This is a genomic window from Acidimicrobiales bacterium (assembly GCA_022452145.1).
Taxonomy (GTDB): Bacteria; Actinomycetota; Acidimicrobiia; order Acidimicrobiales; family MedAcidi-G1; genus UBA9410.
In genome coordinates, this window is sequence record JAKURY010000018.1 from 1 (window position 1) to 17049 (window position 17049).

The 17049-nt window shown below is 70.7% G+C and carries 14 protein-coding genes; 9 read left to right on the top strand and 5 right to left on the bottom strand.

Annotated features, from left to right (window positions below):
* The first annotated feature begins 98 nt into the window (after positions 1-98).
* The 3 genes from MK177_07715 to MK177_07725 all read left to right on the top strand — a co-directional run bounded on the left by MK177_07715 (position 99) and on the right by MK177_07725 (position 3044).
* On the top strand, positions 99-530 hold the full coding sequence (locus tag MK177_07715) for a nitroreductase family deazaflavin-dependent oxidoreductase (GenBank protein MCH2427205.1): 432 nt from the start codon (positions 99-101) through the stop codon (positions 528-530).
* Positions 531-685: 155 nt separating this feature from the next.
* A complete protein-coding gene (locus tag MK177_07720; protein MCH2427206.1) occupies positions 686-1666 on the top strand; it encodes a dienelactone hydrolase family protein in 981 nt (326 codons plus the stop codon).
* 10 nt (positions 1667-1676) lie between these two features.
* The gene (locus MK177_07725) at positions 1677-3044 is read left to right on the top strand and encodes an amidase (GenBank protein ID MCH2427207.1); all 1368 of its coding nucleotides are present in this window, start codon (positions 1677-1679) and stop codon (positions 3042-3044) included.
* Positions 3045-3061: 17 nt separating this feature from the next.
* On the opposite strand, the gene MK177_07730 is transcribed toward MK177_07725, so the two are convergent.
* The gene (locus MK177_07730) at positions 3062-4732 is read right to left on the bottom strand and encodes a PEP-utilizing enzyme (GenBank protein ID MCH2427208.1); all 1671 of its coding nucleotides are present in this window, start codon (positions 4730-4732) and stop codon (positions 3062-3064) included.
* Between the two features lie 129 nt (positions 4733-4861).
* On the opposite strand from MK177_07730, the gene MK177_07735 reads away from it, so the two are divergent.
* The 5 genes from MK177_07735 to MK177_07755 are packed head-to-tail and all read left to right on the top strand — an operon-like array spanning position 4862 to position 11155.
* A complete protein-coding gene (locus MK177_07735; protein MCH2427209.1) occupies positions 4862-6016 on the top strand; it encodes a LysM peptidoglycan-binding domain-containing protein in 1155 nt (384 codons plus the stop codon).
* A gap of 53 nt (positions 6017-6069) precedes the next feature.
* Positions 6070-6756 (top strand): nitroreductase family protein, encoded by a 687-nt coding sequence (locus MK177_07740; GenBank protein ID MCH2427210.1) that lies wholly within the window; start codon positions 6070-6072, stop codon positions 6754-6756.
* Positions 6757-6778: 22 nt separating this feature from the next.
* Positions 6779-7615, top strand: coding sequence for an LLM class F420-dependent oxidoreductase (locus MK177_07745; protein ID MCH2427211.1), 837 nt, complete (start codon positions 6779-6781; stop codon positions 7613-7615).
* A 59-nt stretch (positions 7616-7674) separates the two neighbouring features.
* Positions 7675-9366: an amidohydrolase family protein gene (locus MK177_07750; GenBank protein MCH2427212.1), complete on the top strand. Its 1692-nt coding sequence runs from the start codon at positions 7675-7677 to the stop codon at positions 9364-9366.
* Between the two features lie 7 nt (positions 9367-9373).
* Entirely contained in the window at positions 9374-11155 is a 1782-nt protein-coding gene (locus MK177_07755) for a PEP-utilizing enzyme (protein ID MCH2427213.1), read from the top strand.
* A 33-nt stretch (positions 11156-11188) separates the two neighbouring features.
* On the opposite strand, the gene serC is transcribed toward MK177_07755, so the two are convergent.
* The 3 genes from serC to MK177_07770 all read right to left on the bottom strand — a co-directional run bounded on the left by serC (position 11189) and on the right by MK177_07770 (position 15375).
* Positions 11189-12280, bottom strand: coding sequence for a 3-phosphoserine/phosphohydroxythreonine transaminase (serC, locus tag MK177_07760; protein MCH2427214.1), 1092 nt, complete (start codon positions 12278-12280; stop codon positions 11189-11191).
* Between the two features lie 150 nt (positions 12281-12430).
* On the bottom strand, positions 12431-13735 hold the full coding sequence (locus tag MK177_07765) for a CapA family protein (protein MCH2427215.1): 1305 nt from the start codon (positions 13733-13735) through the stop codon (positions 12431-12433).
* On the bottom strand, positions 13732-15375 hold the full coding sequence (locus MK177_07770) for an amidohydrolase family protein (GenBank protein ID MCH2427216.1): 1644 nt from the start codon (positions 15373-15375) through the stop codon (positions 13732-13734). The genes MK177_07765 and MK177_07770 overlap by 4 nt, the downstream gene beginning before the upstream one ends.
* An 83-nt stretch (positions 15376-15458) precedes the next feature.
* Here MK177_07770 and MK177_07775 point away from each other — a divergent pair, with 83 nt between their 5' ends.
* Positions 15459-16520, top strand: a complete 1062-nt coding sequence (locus MK177_07775; protein MCH2427217.1) for a hypothetical protein — start codon at positions 15459-15461, stop codon at positions 16518-16520.
* On the opposite strand, the gene MK177_07780 is transcribed toward MK177_07775, so the two are convergent.
* Positions 16483-16896 (bottom strand): hypothetical protein, encoded by a 414-nt coding sequence (locus tag MK177_07780; protein ID MCH2427218.1) that lies wholly within the window; start codon positions 16894-16896, stop codon positions 16483-16485. The two genes, MK177_07775 and MK177_07780, sit on opposite strands and share 38 nt — an antisense overlap.
* Between the last annotated feature and the right edge of the window lie 153 nt (positions 16897-17049).

Below are 17049 nucleotides of genomic sequence, written 5' to 3' on the forward strand. Positions count from 1 at the left end.
GATCTGGGGGCGTCCAGGTCCCTATGACACCTTGATGGCCGCCGGTCGACCTCCGACCCGGCACCGCTGGGAACCCGACTCGGCCGTAGCCTCTGTCCATGCCGAGCGACGGATTCCTGAAGGCGATGAACGGGGTACACAAGGGCCTGCTGAGATTCAGCGGTGGGAGACTCGGATGGACGGCGGCGGACATGCCGGTGTTGGAGTTGACCACCACCGGTCGCAGGTCGGGTCGGTCGCGGTCGGTCATGCTCACCTCACCACACCGCGACGGCGACCGGATCGTGATCGTCGCCTCCAAGGGCGGAGAGGACACGCATCCGGCCTGGTTCCTGAACCTGCGGGAGAACCCGCAGGTGGTGGTCTCCATGAAGGGCGCACCGGGCGTCCCGATGCTCGCCAGGGTCACCTCCCGGGAGGAACGGGAGCGACTCTGGCCGATCGTTGCCGAAAAGTACGCCAACTACGCCGGCTACCAGGAGAAGACCGATCGGGAGATCCCGCTGGTCCTGCTCGAACCGGCGGGCTGAGCCAGGCGTACCTGAAATCTGGAGCAGGTCAGTCCTCGTCAACCCGGCAGGCCTTGAGGATGGCCGGGGTGTTTCCATTGTCGCACCGGGTGTGACAGGCGGCCGTCGGCTGCCCGGCGCCAGCGGAGCGACGGCAGGTACCTAGGATCCGACCGATGGATGGTGCTGACAGGTTCCGGGACCGGACGGTCACCCTTGGCGGGGTGACCGGCCAGAACCTCGAGATACCAAGCGCCAACCCCGTCAACTATCACCAGGCTGTCAACGATCCCGGTGGCTGCGAGCCACTGCTGGCCGACGGCAAGCTGTTCCTGCCGCCGGCCGACGGACCCCTGCCGTTGGTGATGGTCGTGCCCGGCAGCCTGGGGGTGGGCGAGAACCACCTGGCACATGCGGAGACCCTGTTGGAGGTCGGCTACGCCGCCTTCGTGCTCGACCCGTTCGGACCCCGGTCGGTCGTGTCGACGGTCGCCAACCAGACCCACTACTCGTTCGCGGCCAGCGCCTTCGACGTGCTGGCGACACTCCGGGTCCTGGCCGACCACGACGCCATCGACGCCGACCTCATCTCCGCCCAGGGCCACAGCAGGGGAGGCTCGGCCGTGCTGACCGCCGCCGTCCGCAGCTTCGCCGACCCGATCGTGGGCGACGGCCTGGCCCTGGCCGGGGTGTACGCCGTATACCCGTGGTGTGGACACCAGTTCGCCCGGCCGGACGTCGGCACGACCCGGGTGAGGGCCATCGTCGGCGACCGGGATGACTGGCTCTCGGTCCAGCAGGTCCAGGCGCAGGTTCAGGCCATCAGGCTGGTCGGCGGCGACGCCTCGGTGCGGGTCGTGGGAGGGGCGTGGCACAGCTTCGACCGCTCCGAGGAACTACACGACATGCCGGAGGCGAGCGTCGCCCCCGGGGCTCCCACCACCTACATCGACGGCGACGGCGCCATGATCGACCCCCGAACGGGCAGGCCGGACGCCTCCATTTGCGACCTGGACATGTTCATGGTTGCCATCGACGCCGGCTTCGGCCGGTGGGGCGCCCACATCGGCAGCATCGGCGACCAGCCCGAGATCTTCAGGCAGGACATGCTGGCCTTTCACGCCTCGGTGCTGGATGGCCCTCAGGGGAAGGGGTAGGACTGTGCCCGTGACCTGGCAGGGCGACGTCGTCTCGCTGGTCGAGGCCTTCCGGAACGGTGGCCGCTCACCGGTCGACGAGGCCGAGGCGACGCTGGCCGCGATAGAGGCCAGTGACCTGAACGCCTTCTCGTTCGTCGACGCCGACGGGGTGATGGAGCGGGCCGCCACCGCCGACGTCTCGCTGCCGCTGGGCGGCGTGCCGATCGGGGTGAAGGAACTGCACCAGGTCGCAGGCTGGCCCGACACCGACGCCTCCCTGCTGTTCGCGGAGCGCTACGCCGACCACGACACCACCATGGTCGCCCGCCTCAGGGCTGCCGGCGCCAACCTCGTCGGCCTGACCACGGCCAGCGAGTTCGGCGGGCTGAACTGCTCCACCACGAAGCTGAACGGCATAACCCGCAACCCGTGGGACCGTGCCGCCACGCCGGGCGGGTCCTCGGGAGGCAGCGCTGCAGCGGTCGCCGGCGGGCTGGTGCCCATCGCCACGGGCGGTGACGGCGGCGGGTCGATCCGGATCCCGGCGGGCTTCTGCGGCCTGGTCGGGATGAAGGGGACCGCCGGGCGGATCCCCCGTGGGCCGCACACCACCATCGGCCCGATGACGGTCGTCTCAGGCTGCCTGGCCCGCTCGGTTCGCGACGCCGCCCGCTGGTACGACGTGTGCGCCGGGTTCGACCCCCGCGACCCCTACAGCCTCCCCGCCGAGAACGACTGGGAGGCGGGCCTCGACTCGACCGACCTACGCGGTCTGCGGGCCGTCATCTCGCCCGACCTGGGCTCGGCGATCATCAGCGACACCGTGCGGGCCCGGGTGCAGGAGTCAGGCGAGGCGCTGGCAGCCTCCACCGGGCTGGACCTCGTCGACGTCGAGGTGTCCCTGCCGTCGATCACCTGGGAGTGGGCCGTTGCCAACCAGGTCGGCCTGGTCCGGGAGGTAGGCGACCTGTGGCCGGACTGCGAGGAGCAGATGACGAAGTCCATGGCCTTCGGTGTCCGGATGGGCATCGAGCGGTTCGACATCGAGGTGGCAGGCCGGGTCGAGGCGGCCCGCACAGAGGCCAACCGGCGCATGGCCGACCTGTTCGACTCCGTCGACGTGGTGATCTGCGCCTCGAACCCCGACGTGGCCTTCCCGGCCGAGATCGAGTCCAACACCCGGGTGGCGGGGGAGAAGGCACCGGCCGGCAACAACGGGGCGCTCACGATTCCGGCCAACATCTCGGGCAACCCGGCTGTGTCGGTGCCAGCCGGCCTGGTGGACGGCCGACCGGTCGGAGTGCAGCTAATCGGCCGCCAGCACGCCGACCGCATGGTTCTGGACCTGGCCGCGGCATGGGAGCGACTCGCCCCCTGGCCGTTGGTGGCGCCCTGACGGGCTCTGCCGGCCGCTTACCCGGCCGGGTGACCCCCGCCTACCACCTGCACCCGTCCGGCGACCGGGTCCACCTCGACGAGGTCGCCGTCGGCGATCAGGCGCATGGCGTCCGGCGCTCCGACGACCGCCGGGATGCCGAGCTCCCGTGACAGCACCGCGGCGTGCGACATGGGCCCGCCCTCGGCGGTCACGAGCCCACCCACCAGCGTGAGGACCATGTTGTAGGCCGGTGACGTGGTGCGGGTGACCAGGATCTCGCCGGGTACCAGGCGGTCGAAGGCCTCCTCGGCGTTCTCAGCGACACGAGCCACACCGGTTATCGGAGCGCTGCCGATACCCGTCCCGACCAGGCGGGGGCCATCGACCACCGGTGCCTCCTGGTCGCCCATGCCGAGTTCGGCGATCACGGTCAGGACGAGCGACACGGTCGTGGCCAGCGGCGCCGGCAGCGCATCCAGCGGTGGCTGCGCCTCGGGCTCTCCCAGCGTCGCCGGTGGATCCAGGGCCTTCTGGTGTGCCCGGTCCGCAGCACGGGTAGCCAGGTCGCCGGCAGCGGGTTCCGACGATCCGGCGATGACAGCGGGCAGCTCGTGGCGGTCCAGCTCGAACACGTGAGAGGGATCACCCAGGCGCCCCGACGCGGCAAGGCGGCGACCGGCCTCCAGCATCGCCAGGCGCAGCAGGCCGCACGGCCACTCCGCGGTGATCGGACCGTTGTCGTCGCGCAGGTCCATGGCATCGCGCGCATCGGCCAACAGGCCGTCGAACCGGGTGCGGTCGGCATCCGGGACCTGCCCGCGGAGTGCTGTGGCAGCCCTGTCCGCGACACCGGGATCTGGGCCGGTGGGGCTGGCGTTCAGGATGCTGGCCAGGATCACATCTGGTGCCTCGCCCAGCGTCGGAGAATCCAGGTCGTAGCCGGCGTAAAGCACCGAACCGCGTAGCCGCAGGTAGGCGTGCAGCTCGTCGGCCGCTTCAGACGAGGCGGCGGCCACCTCCGCGAGGCTCGTAGGCACCACACCCGATCGGGCGACCGCAGCCCTGATCCGGGCCAGCGCTTCACGCGGCTCGACGGTCGACGGCGACGCCCCAGCCAGCGCCGTGAGCAACTCCGCGCTCGCCAGGCCCCATTCGGCACCGGCCACGAGCAGCAGGCCTATGGGCCCTAGGTCGTAGCCGTGGAGGCGGAAGTGCTCCTCGAAGCTGGAGCGGAGGTGGGCCAGGACCCTGTCGACGTGATCGGCCAGGCCCGGATCGTCCAGCGCTCCCAGGTCGACGCCCTGGAGGGCCAGGTTCCGGGCCACGAGGTCCGGTCGGATCGAGGCGTGCCACTCCTCGATGACCGCCGGAGCGGGTGACGCCTCGAGGGTCCGACTGGCGGCCCGGGTGCGACGCCGGAACTCCGGGTGCAGCCGGGAGGCGACCTTCAGGAGCACGGTGGGCGGGGCCTTGGCCGACGGCCGGTCGGCCCGGATGAGGGGTCGTAGCCGCGTGTACATGAAGCCCTCGACGAACGCCACGGACAGCGTCTCGGCCGGGATGCCCAACAGCGGCCACTGCTCCCGGTAGGCCGACTCCACCGCCTCGGGAAGCAGCCACCGCATGATCGGCGTCGTGCCACCCGTGAAGTGGGAGCGGTCCAGCTGCCAGTGCCCGGGCCCGGGCGCCACGAACTCCGCAACCATCGTCTGCCTCCTCCTGCCGACAACCTACGCGGTGAGGCCGGACGCATCCGGCCCTACCATCGTCTGCCTCCTCCTGCCGACAACCTGCGCGGTGAGGCCGGACGCATCCGGCCCTACCATCGTTGGCCTATGCGACGTCCCGCGCAGTCGACAACCGTTCGGGTACTGGTGCCGGCCCTGGCATTCGCCCTACTGGCGACGGCTTGCGGTGGCACCGACGAGGCCGCCGAGCCGACCACTACGACCGTCCTGGAACTCTTCGGCGACACGTCGACGACCACCACGATCGGAGGCCTCGTCGTCCCCGGGTGGACGCCCACCGAGCTTCCGGACCTGTGGACAGCGGTGGACGAGTGCGTGGACCTCACCGAGGTCGGCGCCGAGCCGCTGCCCGACGAGGGGCCACGGACGGTCACCGTGGAGTCGGGCGACTCCCTCGGGAAAATCGCAAAGCGCTTCGACCGCACGGTCGACCAGTTCATGCGGGCCAACGGGATCAGCGACCCGAACCTCCTGAGGGTCGGGCAGGTCCTCGTCGTCCCCCGACAGCAGGCCGAAACCGAGGTCGAGGTCACGGAGGGCCCGACCGTCCTCGTGGAGCCCGTCTACTGCGAAATCGACACCGGCGTTCCGGCATTCGGGCCCAATGGCACGCAGGTCGGCGGGCCGGGGATCATCGAGGTGTTCGCCGACTGGAAGCGCATCGAGGGCCCCCGCGAGGCCCCCAGGGTCAACGGTCGGCTCCGGGGCCTGATGATCTCGTCGGTGCGCACCTTCGTAGACGACGTGGTCCCGCTGATCGAACGGCACGGCTACCCGTGCCGGGACGGGACCAACAGCCGGTGCGTATGGCTGCAGCACCGGTGGGAGGTGCTGCTGGCCACCGACGACCACCTCAGCGTGCGTGACACCGTGCGCCGCCTTCTGCCCGGCGCCGTCGCAGTGGAGTCCGAGGTCCGGTCCGAGACGTTCGACCTCGCCACCGGGCTTCCGCTGCTGGTCGAGGACCTCTTCGAACCGGGGACCGACTGGCTTGCGGCACTGTCCACCGCCGCCGTGGAGCGCCTCGCCGACCAGCCGTGGACCGACGAACGGCGGGTCGTCGGCGCAGGACCCGAGATGGCGAACTTCGAGCGCTTCAACCTCACCCCGGGTGGCCTCGTGCTGGCCTTCGCCCCGGGGACGATCGGCGGGTCGGGCAGCCACACCGTCTCCATCACCATCCCGTACCGGGTGCTGAACGGCTACTGGCTACCTGGCGGCCCGGTGTCACGCCTGGACTGATCCGGGTGGGGCCGGATCCGAACCGCCGGTCCGGGCCCTCCTAGGCTCGCCGCATGGACCTCCACGAAGCCATGCGCACTACCTTCGCCTGCCGGGAGTTCACCGACGACCCGGTCTCCGACGAGCAACTGCACCGCATCCTGGATGCGGCCCGCTTCGCCCCCTCGGGTGGCAACCGCCAGGGCGGTCACGTGGTGGTGGTACGGGACCGCGAGCTGCGTCAGCGGCTCGGCGAACTGTGTGGCCCCACGCTCCGCCTGTACGCCGCCCAGGTCGCGGCCGGCGAGTCCCCGTACAACTCGGTGGTGCCGTCCACCGTCGACGTGGACCGGGCCCTGGACACCCCGACCGATTGGTTCGCCATGTTCGACAACCTGGGGGACGTCCCGGTGGTGCTCGTGGTCAGCGTGGACCTGGCCGTCGTGGCCTCCATGGACAAGGACCTCGACCGTGTCGGCCTCGTCACCGGCGCATCGATCTACCCCCTGGTCTGGAACATCCTGCTGGCGGCCCGTGCCGAAGGCCTGGGCGGAGTGGTGACCACGGCGGTTGTCCCGGCCGAGGACGAGGTCCGGCGCCTTCTGGACCTTCCCGACACCCACGCCGTGGCCGCCCTCATACCGCTCGGGGTGCCGGTACGGCAGCTGACCCGCCTCAAGCGTCGGCCGGTGGAGGACTTCACGACCGTCGACCGCTTCGACGGTCCGCCCCTGGCCCGCGGGGGCGCCGACGAGGGTTGACCGACCTCCTCTGGACACGACTATGGACCTCGGCCTGACCCTCCACCTGACCGACAGGTCGATTGACATCCGCGGGTTGGCGGTCGAGGCCGAGCAGCGGGGCTTCTCGTCCATCTGGATTCCCGAGCACACCCACATCCCGACCAGCCGGGCCACCCCGCCACCCGGGGGTGGCAGCGAGTTGGACGACGAGTACCCGCGTTCTCCGGATCCGTGGGTCTCGCTGGCGGCCGCCGCCGCGGTCACCGACCGGATCCGCCTGGGCTCCGGGGTGGCCCTCGTGGCCCAGCACGACCCGATAGTCCTGGCCAAGGTGGTGGCCAGCGTGGACGCCCTCTCGGCCGGTCGGGTCGCCATGGGGGTCGGCTACGGCTGGAACCGGGAGGAGATGGCCCACCACGGGGTCGAATACGCCACCCGCCGGGACCGCGTACGCGAACACGTCCTGGCGATGAAGGCCCTGTGGTCCGACGACGAGGCCGAGTTCCACGGCGACTTCGTGGACTTCTCGCCCAGCTGGTCGTGGCCCAAGCCGGTACAGCGCCCCGGCCCGCCTGTATTCGTGGGTGGGTCCGCCGGCCCACGGCTCCTGGACCACGTGGCGGAGTTTGCCGACGGTTGGCTGCCCATAGGCGGAGCCGGAATCCGAGGGGCGCTTGACGAACTCCGGAACGCCTGCGACCGCCACGGCCGCGACGCCGACGACCTGGCGATCATCCCGTTCGGCACGATCCCAGACGAGGGAAAGCTGGCCTACTACGCCGACCTCGGCATCGACGAGGCGGTCCTGCGGCTCCCGTCGGCCGGCCGCGACGACGTCCTCGCCGTCCTGGACGACTACACGCGGTTCCTCGCCTGAGGCCTGCGGTCGCTACCGTCGGTCACGCTCGGTCCGGGGCATTCAGGGGGGAGCAAACCATGGCTCACGATTTGATCATCCGCGGTGGCACGGTCGTGGACGGCACCGGCGTCCCGCCCCGGACCGCCGACGTTGCCATCGAGGGTGACCGTATTGTCGAGATTGGACGAGTCGACGGGTCGGCACTGCGCGAGGTCGACGCCGACGGACTGGTGGTGACCCCCGGCTTCGTCGACATCCACACGCATCTGGACGCCCAGCTGGCATGGGACCCGATCGGAAGTTCCGCCTGCTGGCACGGTGTCACCTCGGTGGTGCTCGGCAACTGCGGCGTCACGTTCGCGCCGGTGGCGCCGGGTGGCCGTGAGGTCCTGGCAGCGATGATGGAATCGGTCGAGGACATTCCGGCGGCGAGCATCCTCGCAGGCCTGTCTTGGAACTGGGAGTCCTACGGCGACTACCTGGAGGAGTTGGATGGCCTCCCCAAGGGTCTGAACGTGGGCGGCATGGTCGGACACTGCGCCGTCCGCCTGGCGGCCATGGGCGAGCGCGGGATGGACGAGATGCCCGCCGGGGCCGACGACATGGCCGCCATGGCGGCCATGGTCGATGAGGCGCTCTCTGCCGGAGCGCTGGGCTTCTCCACGTCGCGGACCCTTCTCCACCGTGTCCCGGACGGTCGCAACGTGCCGGGCACCTTCGCCGCCCCCGAGGAGCTGCTGGCGTTCGCCGACGTGCTGCGAGCCAGGGGCGGAATATTCGAGGCGGCACCCGCGTACATCAGGTTCGAGGGGAGTTCCGGAGATCCGGTCCGCGACGAGGTGGCGATGTACGGCGATATCAGCCGGGCAGGGGATTGCGATGTGTCGATCGGGCTCACACAGGTGGACGCGGCACCCGACCTCCACCTCAGAGTCCTGGCCGCCGTCGAGGCGGAGAACGGTGCCGGCGCCCGGATCCGCCCCCAGACCACGTCGCGCCAGGTGGGCGTACTCTTCGGGCTCACGGGGCGGACGCCGTTCGACCGTCGGGAGTCCTGGCGGGACCTGGGACACCTGCCACTGGCCGCTCGGATCGCCAGCCTGGCCGACCCGTCCTCCCGGGGGACCCTGCTGGCCGAGGCCGAGCAGTCCATAGCGTCAGGGCAGATCGATTGGACCGGGTTCTTCCCGCTTCCCGACTCGCCGGTCTCACACGACTTCGAGCCCCGCGACAGCGTGGCGGCCATCGCATCCCGGCGGGGCGTGACGGTCGCCGAGGCGTTCATCGACCTGGCTTGTGAGATGGACGGTCGGCGGATCTTCAGCTGGCCGATCCTGAACCAGGACATGGACGAGGTGCTCGGGATGTTGAACCGCGACTACGTGACCCTGGGCCTGGCCGACGCCGGTGCCCATGCCACCCAGATCATGGATGCCAGCCAGCCCACGTTCCTCCTTACCCACTGGGTCAGGGACCGTGGCGCTTTCACCCTCGAGGAGGCGGTCCGGCGGCTCACCTCCGACACGGCCGACCTGTTTGGGGTCGCGGGACGGGGACGGCTCGAGCCCGGTGCCTTCGCTGACGTCAACGTGATCGACATGGACGGCCTGGCCCTCGGATACCCGGAGATGGTTGCCGACTTCCCGGGTGGTGCCTCCCGCTGGACCCAGGGCGCCGACGGCTACCACTACACGGTGGTCAACGGCGAGGTGTTCATGGAGTCGGGTGAGCACACGGGCGTGCTCTCCGGCCAGATGGTTCGACTCTGAGGCCGCCTTGTCTGAATCGACAGACCGGCTGGACCTGACGCTGGTCGACTTCGGCCTGGGGTCGTACGTTCACGGCGTTGCGAGCCGACGCTTTCCGGTCTACACCCGGGGCAACGCCGGGGAGGTCTACCCGCAGCCGGTGTTCCCCCTGTCGGCCGGCATGGCCACCGCCTTCGGTGGGGATCCGGCCCGGGACGTCCTGTCTGCCACCGGGATGCTCACCGCCAGTGAGTCCAAGGAGGCGGGCGACGTGTTCATGGGGGTGTTCGGCGGATACATGTACCTCAACCTCTCCGTGCCCCGGGTGCTGGCCATCCGTACGCCGGGTACGACGCCGCTGGAGGCCGACGCAACCTTCCTGGGATCCGAGGCACTCGCGCCACCCCACGTCCCGTGCCGTGGGGATCGGAACCTGCGGGCGACGCTGCGCGGCCTCCGGTACGGGTGGGGGATACTTGCGACGTCGGACCTTCCCGACCTGGACGCAGGGATCCTGGAGGTGGACCGGTGGCGGGCCGGCCTGCCCGACGTGGCGACGGCCACCGACGAGGAGTTGGCCGCCGCGGCGGTCGAGGTGCTCCCCATGCTGAGCCGTCTCTTCACCGTCCACCTGGTGATCACCGGCGGTGCGGGCATCGGCTTGGACGTCCTGCGGCAGATGTGCCGGCGCCGCCTGGGCGACCCCTCCCGGGCGTTGGCCCTCCTGGGCGGCCTGGGTGGGGTGGATTCCGCCGACCCGGCCTTCGACCTCTGGGAGCTGAGCCGCATGGTGCGGTCCGACCCACGGCTCGGGGCACTTTTCGACAGCGGGGTGTCCGGCCTGGCCGGGCGGTTGGCCACCGATGCCTGGGCCGGAGACTTCCTCTCGGCCTTCGGGGCGTTCCTGGGTACCCATGGCGCCCGGGGGCCCAACGAGTGGGAGATGGCCTGCGACGTGTGGGGTACCGACCCGTCGCTGCCGCTGGCCATCATCGAACGCATGCGCCACGCCGGCGACGACCATGACCCCGAGGTCCGTGCGGCAGCCCGGGCCGCAGAGCGCGAGGCAGCCACAATCGATGTCCGACGCCGTATCCGGTCGACCGACCGGTGGATGTTCGACCGGGCGTTGCGTTGCGCTGTTCTGAACACCCGTGGACGGGAGCGTTGCAAGACGCTCATGGTGGGAGCCATCCACGATGGGCGCCTCCGAATGCGCGAGTTGGGACGACGGCTGGCCGGCCGGACGGACGACGGGCGACCTGACGACCTCTGGTACGTGACCCTCGACGAGTTCGCCGACTACCGGCGGGACCCCGGAGCCTTCGCCGGGGTGGTCGCCGAACGTCGGGCCATCCGCGACCGGCTCCTCGAACTCGAGCCGCCGTTCACTTTCGACGGTGTGCTGCCCCCGGTGGACACCTGGCGGCGCCGGGACGCCGCGACCGGGCCGGTCGCAGGTGTCGGATCGGTCCTGACAGGCCTGGCCGGTTGCCCCGGGGTGGTGCGTGGCCGGGCCCGCATCGTCGTCGACCCGTCGGAGCCGGGCGACCTGGGGCCCGGGGACGTGCTGGTGGCGCCCCTCACCGATCCCAGTTGGACGCCGTTGTTCGTGCCGGTCGAGGCGGTGGTGGTCGACGTGGGCGGCCAGATGAGCCACGCGGTGATCGTGTCGCGCGAGCTCGGCCTGCCGTGCGTGGTGGCCGTCACCGGCGCCACGGCTTCCATTCCGGACGGGGCGCTGGTCGAGGTCGACGGTGCGGCCGGCACGGTGACGGTGGTGGCCGCCCCGGGGATGGTTCGGCCGTGATGGCGGCGGGATCGTCGGCCCCGCCGGTCAGGGTCAGCCGTTGGCGGCCCTGAACGAACCCATGAAGTCGACCAGGGTCTCGACGCTGGCGACAGGCATGGCGTTGTAGACGCTGGCGCGGATCCCGCCCACGCTGCGGTGGCCCTTCAGGTTGACCATGCCGGCGTCGGCGGCCTCGGCTGCGAAGCGCTTCTCGAGGTCCTCGTTGGGCAGGCGGAACACGATGTTCATATGCGACCGGCTGGCCACGTCCACGGGGCACGTGTACCAGCCGTCGCTACCGTCGATGGCGCCGTACACCAGCGAGGCCCGTTCGGCGGCCCGGCGTTCGAATTCCACAAGGCCGCCCTCGGCCTGCATCCAGCGCAGTACCTTGCCCATCACGTAGATGGCGAACATAGGGGGCGTGTTGGCCATCGAGTCGTTCGCCTCGTGCGTGGCGTAGTCGAGGTACGAGGCGAGGTTCCGTCCGTGGCCGGACAGGCGGTCCCGCCGCACCACGACGACGGCCAGGCCGGCCGGACCAAGGTTCTTCTGGGCGCCGCCGTAGGCCAGGTCGTGGACGTCCCAGTCGATCGCCCTGCTGAGGAAGTCGGAGCTCATGTCCGACACCAGCGGCACGTCGACCGAGGGCAGGTCCGGCAGCCGGATTCCACCGATGGTCTCGTTGGTCGTCACGTGGAGGTACGTGGAATCGCCGCGTACCTCGATCTCGTCGGCGGCCGGCATGCGCATGAACGCCTCGCCGGCTCCCGACCATGCCTCGTAGACGGGGGCGACCTTCACGGCATCGCCGAGGGCCTTGCCGCCCCACGCGCCGGTGTTGAGGTAGCCGGCGGTCTGGCCCTCGGCCAGCAGGTTCATCGGGACCTGGGCGAACTGCAATGAGGCTCCACCCTGCAGGAACAGGATGGCGAAGTCGTCGGGGATGGCGGCCAGCGAGCGGAAGTCAGCGAGGGCATCCATGTGCACGGTGTCGTAGGCGGCGGCACGGTGGCTGGCCTCGATGATCGACATGCCGGTGCCGTCGAAGTCGAGGAGCTCGTCTCGTACCTCCTCGAGGACCGGAACCGGAAGGGTGCACGGGCCCGCGCAGAAGTTGTGGACACGGCTGGACGTGGTCATGGGGCTTCTCCCTCATTCGAGCCCGGGCCGGCCCTGAGCGGACGCCGGGGTCGTCGGTAGGTCGGCACATCCTACCGGAGCGCCCCTCCGGGGGTTGGCCCGTGCCGATTCCGATCTCCGTTCGGAGCCGTCCCAGGGGCACGGTCGTGGTCAGCCGGCGGTGAACTCCAGGCGCCTGAGCTGGGGCTCGACCACGGCGGCGGTCCTCGCCGCCGACTCTGCCAGCAGCGCCGGATCCACCTGCTCCGGCTCGTCGATGCCGATGGGCACGATCTCGTAGGCGTGCTCCCGGTCCACCCAGGTGGGAACGTAGCCGGCGTCCACCACCCGGGGCCCGTCGACGCCGTCGGCCACCGCGAACCAGGCGATCAGGCCGTCCTGGGTGGACGGAGGGCATGCATCGCAGGGGTTGTCCTCGTCGCCGGGCTGGTTGGTCAGGAAGTTTCCCAGGCCGATGGCCGCCGCCTTTCCGTCGCGGCGCACCACTGGCTGGACCACGTGGGTGTGGTGGCCCAGGAGCAGGTCAACGTCGGGCACCGCCAGGAGGCGTTCGACCATCACAGCCTGCCGGTCGGTCGGCTGGGAGGTGTACTCCTCGCCCCAGTGGAGGCTGACTACGACGAACTCGGCCCCAGCGGCGCTGGCCGCGGCCGCATCGGCCTCCACGACGGCCGGATCCAGGTGGCCGACCAGCCATGGCGGGTCGGTCGGCAGGTCGCGGCCGTTCATGAGGTCGGTGTAGGAGAGGTGGGCCACCCGGATGCCGCCCGGCTCGTACCAGGCGGGGCCGGCGGCCTCGGCGGTGTCGGCCATGCCGGCGGTGCCCAGGCCGACCCGCCGGAGGTGGTGGAGGGTGGCGTCCACGCTGGATCGACCGGAGTCCAGGGCGTGGTTGGACGCCAGCGAGCAACCGTCGTAGCCGGCGGCGGCGATGGCGTCGGCCAGCGACGAGGGGACCCGGAAGGTGCCGCTGAAGCTGAGGTCGTCGTCGTCCATCGAGAGTGGGCTCTCGATGTGGCAGAGGGCCAGGTCGGCGCCGGCCAGGATCGGGCGGACCCGGCGGAACATCTCCGTGTAGTCCCAGCCGTCGTCCACGTTGGCGTCGGCCCGTTCGGCGACGGCCCCGTGGCTGATGATGTCGCCGGTCGCCACGAGCGTGAAGGTCCGCATGGGATCCGGGGTAGCGGGAATCCCGGTCGTCGACGCGACGCCGGCCGTTCCCCCGGTCGTGGCGCCGGTGGTTGGGGCGGCGGCGATCGCGGTGGTCGCCGTCGGCCCGGCGGGATCCGGTCCGTCTGCCGGTGCGACCACCTCGTCGCTGCGCTGCGGGGCAGTCGGCCCGTCTCCGAGCAGGTCGTCGGCCAGCACGACCAGGATTCCGACAACCACCAGGACCTGGATGACCCAGGCGACCCGCCGTTCGGAGCGGTACATGGGATGGATGCGGTCGGTCATGTCAACTCGCTCAGGATCGGTACGCCCGGGCGGACCGATCGGTCGGTCACACCGGCTGACCGGACCACCTGGCCGCCCACCAGCACGTGGTGTACGCCGATCGACTCCAGCCATGTCTGCTCGATGGTGGACCGGTCGGAGATGGTCGCCGGGTCGAACACGGTCACGTCGGCGGCCGCCCCGGCTTGGAGGCGGCCCCTGCGGGCCATGGCCGGGCTCCGGGACTCGAGCAGTCGGGCCGGGAGGATGGTCATCTTGGCCAGCGCCTCGCTGAGCGTGATGACGCCCCTCTCCCTCGCGTAGGTGCCGAGCACCCGGCTGAAGCAGCCGGTCGACCGGGGATGGTTGTTGTGGGGCTGCTCGAGGATCGCGTCGGAGCCGACCATCACCCAGGGGGCGGCCAGCGAGGTGTCGATGTCGTCGTCTGACATGGCGAACGCCGCGACGTGCTTGTTGTCGGCCCTGGCCTGCTGCCAACCGGCGGCATCCAGACGTTCCGAGGTCCCTGCTACCTGGAGGTCTCCGTATGAGATGCCGAACTTCTCCTGGAAGTCGTTGTACCGGGCGGTCCCGGCCCTCGTGACCCAGAACGTGTAGGGGTAGGTGCAGGCCGTGATCGCCAGGCCCTCGGATCGGGCGGCATCGATCTGGGCGATGGCCTCGCCCATGCGGCCTGTGCCACCGGTCGAGTTGATGTGTTCGATGTGGACGGCACACCCGGTTCGGCTGGCGACGGCGATCGCCTCGGCGACCGCCTCCTCCTGGGTGCCGGGCGCGAGGTTCTCCGAGTAGCGCAGGTGCAGGCAGAGGGGGACGCCGTGTGCCGCAGCCAGGTCGCCGTGGCGCAGCATCTCGTCGCGGGTGAGGCCGAGGGTGTATTCGGGCTGCTGGTGGATGCCCAGGGCGCCGGCCCGCAGGTCAACGTCGGCGAGGCGCACCAAGTCGGTGATCTGCAGGTCGCTGGCGTAGTCGATGCCGACGCCGATGGCGGTGCGGTGGGTGTACTGGTCCGTGGCCCCGCCGTAGTTGACCGGCGGTCGGTGTTCCGCAGCCTCACTGAGGAAGGCGTCCATCGGATTGTCGATGCCGTGCATGCACAGGTTGGTGGTCACACCGTCGGCGATCTTGTGCCACTCGCCGTAGCCGTTCGGGGGATACGAGAGGATGTCGATGAATCCCGGAGCCACCACGAGGCCGGCGGCGTCCAGCGTCGTGGAACCCACCAGCGGATCCAGGCTGATGCGGCTGACGGTGTCGCCGTCGATGCCGACGTGGGCCACGGCGTCGAAGCCGGTCTCCGGATCTATGACCCGACCGCCGGCCACAACGACGTCGTGGACCCGGTCGTCCGGGGCCGCCACGGTCTCGTCGAGGGACGGCTGGACGTCCGGCATGCCCGTCGTCGGGGTCGGCGGCACGGTGGTGGAACGGGGGACGGCCGGCACGGTGGATGGGCCCACTGCGCCCGGGTTGCCAGGGTGTCCCGGAAGGCGCCGCAGGAAGGCGATCGACGCCGCGCCGAAGCCCACGCCCAGGACGAACCGTCGCCGCGACACAGCCGACGCCCGGAGGTCGTCGTCCAGGCCGCCCGGCACCGGGCTGTCGGAAGGGTCGTCGGCACCCTCGGTCGGATCGTCCATCGGGGCGGACGCTAGTGGTGGGGCGGTGGGCCTCGGCGCCGGGCCGACCCGGTCGGATCACCACCACTGGCTACCGTTGGTCCGTGCCCCTGGGACGATCCCGCAACGTCGCGATCCTCGCTGGATCTGCGCTGCTGCTGGGTGTTCTCGGCATCCTCGCTTCCAACACCCCCGACCGGTATGTCCAGCGTGTGGTGGGCGAGTCCCTGGCGAGGGTGGAGGCACGCCTGGTGGTCGACGCGCCCCCGCCCAGGACGCTGGACCCCTACCGGGGGCTGGGCACGTGGGTGGACTCCTACGACTTCGACCCCGCATACGTCCCCGGAGACATCACCGTGGCGCCCTCAGACCTGGCCGACATGGCCGCACACGGCGTGCGTACGGTGTTCCTGCAGTCGTCAAGGTCGGATCGTCGAGCCATCGGCCTCGTGTCGGACCCGTGGCTCCTGGCCGGGTTCCTCCTGGCCGCCGATCGGACCGGCATGGCGGTGGTCGCCTGGTACCTGCCCAAGTGGAGCGACGACGATGAGGACCTCGACCGCCTGCTGGCAATCGACCGCTTCTCGGTGCTGGGTCGCCGCTTCGACGGACTGGCCGTGGACATCGAGTGGAACCGGGACGGCCTGGGGGCCATCGAACGCTCGGACCGCCTGGTCGACCTGTCCGACCGCCTGCGGCGGACCGTGGGCGACGATCCGCTGGGGGCCATCGTGATGCCCCCGGTCATCACCGACGAGATCAACCTCGCCTACTGGCCGGGATTCCCCTGGGCGGAGGTGGCCCCGCTCTACGACGTCTGGCTCCCCATGGGCTACTGGTCGTTCCGGAGCGAGGAGCATGCCGACCCGGCGTTCTACGTCGCGCAGAACATCCGACGCCTCCGTGCCGACCTGGATGATCCGGAAGCACTGGTGCACGCCATCGGCGGCATCGGGGCGGCCGACGGTTCCGCGCTGGTCGACCCCGGCGAGCCGCTGGCCACCATCGACGACCTGGCACCGTTCGTCGGGGCGCTGGTCGCCGAGGGGGCGGTGGGCGGCTCGATCTACGACTGGGCCACCATGGGACCCCGGTCCCGCCGCCTCCTGGCAGACCTCGTCGGCGGCCTCACGGGCTGGCCTCCGGCCGGGCCGGAGGACCGCTGATCCCGAGGAGGCGCTCGCAGAGGTCGTCCAGCGACCCCTGCCCGTCGAACGCCGACACGGGTGGGCCGCCGTCCAACGCCAGCCGGGTGATGCGACGCCCGTCGCGGCCGACCATGTGGAGCATCCGTCCGCTGTGGCTCGCTCCCTGACGGGCGACGTCGACCTCCACCAGGAGCCCCACGGTCCGCCAGCAGAGCTGCACTGGTGGGGGACCGGAATCGGTGAGGTCGTGGAGGGGATGCAGCACGGGCCGGACCCTCCGGAACCTCATCACGAGGCCCACCAGCAGGGGAGGCCGGAGCGCCGGGTCGGAGAGCAGCCCGTCAAGCCGTTCGTGGAGCTGGTGGGCGGCAGTTGGCCGTATGGACGGACGCACGGCGCCTCCCAGGGTGGGTGGGTGCGGCGTCCGAGAGCCGGTCGCGAACTCGTTGCAGCCTCATCCTGCCAGCCGACGGTGACATAGCGACGACCGTCGCACCGGTGGTCCGGATCCAGGCGCAATTGGCCCGCGCGCGCGGGCCCCCTACCA

Bases quoted from the DNA above. Each gene is read 5' to 3' on its own strand.
- MK177_07715 (MCH2427205.1), top strand. From the start codon at position 99: ATGCCGAGCGACGGATTCCTGAAGGCGATGAACGGGGTACACAAGGGC.
- MK177_07720 (MCH2427206.1), top strand. From the start codon at position 686: ATGGATGGTGCTGACAGGTTCCGGGACCGGACGGTCACCCTTGGCGGG.
- MK177_07730 (MCH2427208.1), bottom strand. From the start codon at position 4,732: ATGGTTGCGGAGTTCGTGGCGCCCGGGCCCGGGCACTGGCAGCTGGAC.
- MK177_07735 (MCH2427209.1), top strand. From the start codon at position 4,862: ATGCGACGTCCCGCGCAGTCGACAACCGTTCGGGTACTGGTGCCGGCC.
- MK177_07740 (MCH2427210.1), top strand. From the start codon at position 6,070: ATGGACCTCCACGAAGCCATGCGCACTACCTTCGCCTGCCGGGAGTTC.
- MK177_07745 (MCH2427211.1), top strand. From the start codon at position 6,779: ATGGACCTCGGCCTGACCCTCCACCTGACCGACAGGTCGATTGACATC.
- MK177_07750 (MCH2427212.1), top strand. From the start codon at position 7,675: ATGGCTCACGATTTGATCATCCGCGGTGGCACGGTCGTGGACGGCACC.
- serC (MCH2427214.1), bottom strand. From the start codon at position 12,280: ATGACCACGTCCAGCCGTGTCCACAACTTCTGCGCGGGCCCGTGCACC.
- MK177_07765 (MCH2427215.1), bottom strand. From the start codon at position 13,735: ATGACCGACCGCATCCATCCCATGTACCGCTCCGAACGGCGGGTCGCC.
- MK177_07770 (MCH2427216.1), bottom strand. From the start codon at position 15,375: ATGGACGATCCGACCGAGGGTGCCGACGACCCTTCCGACAGCCCGGTG.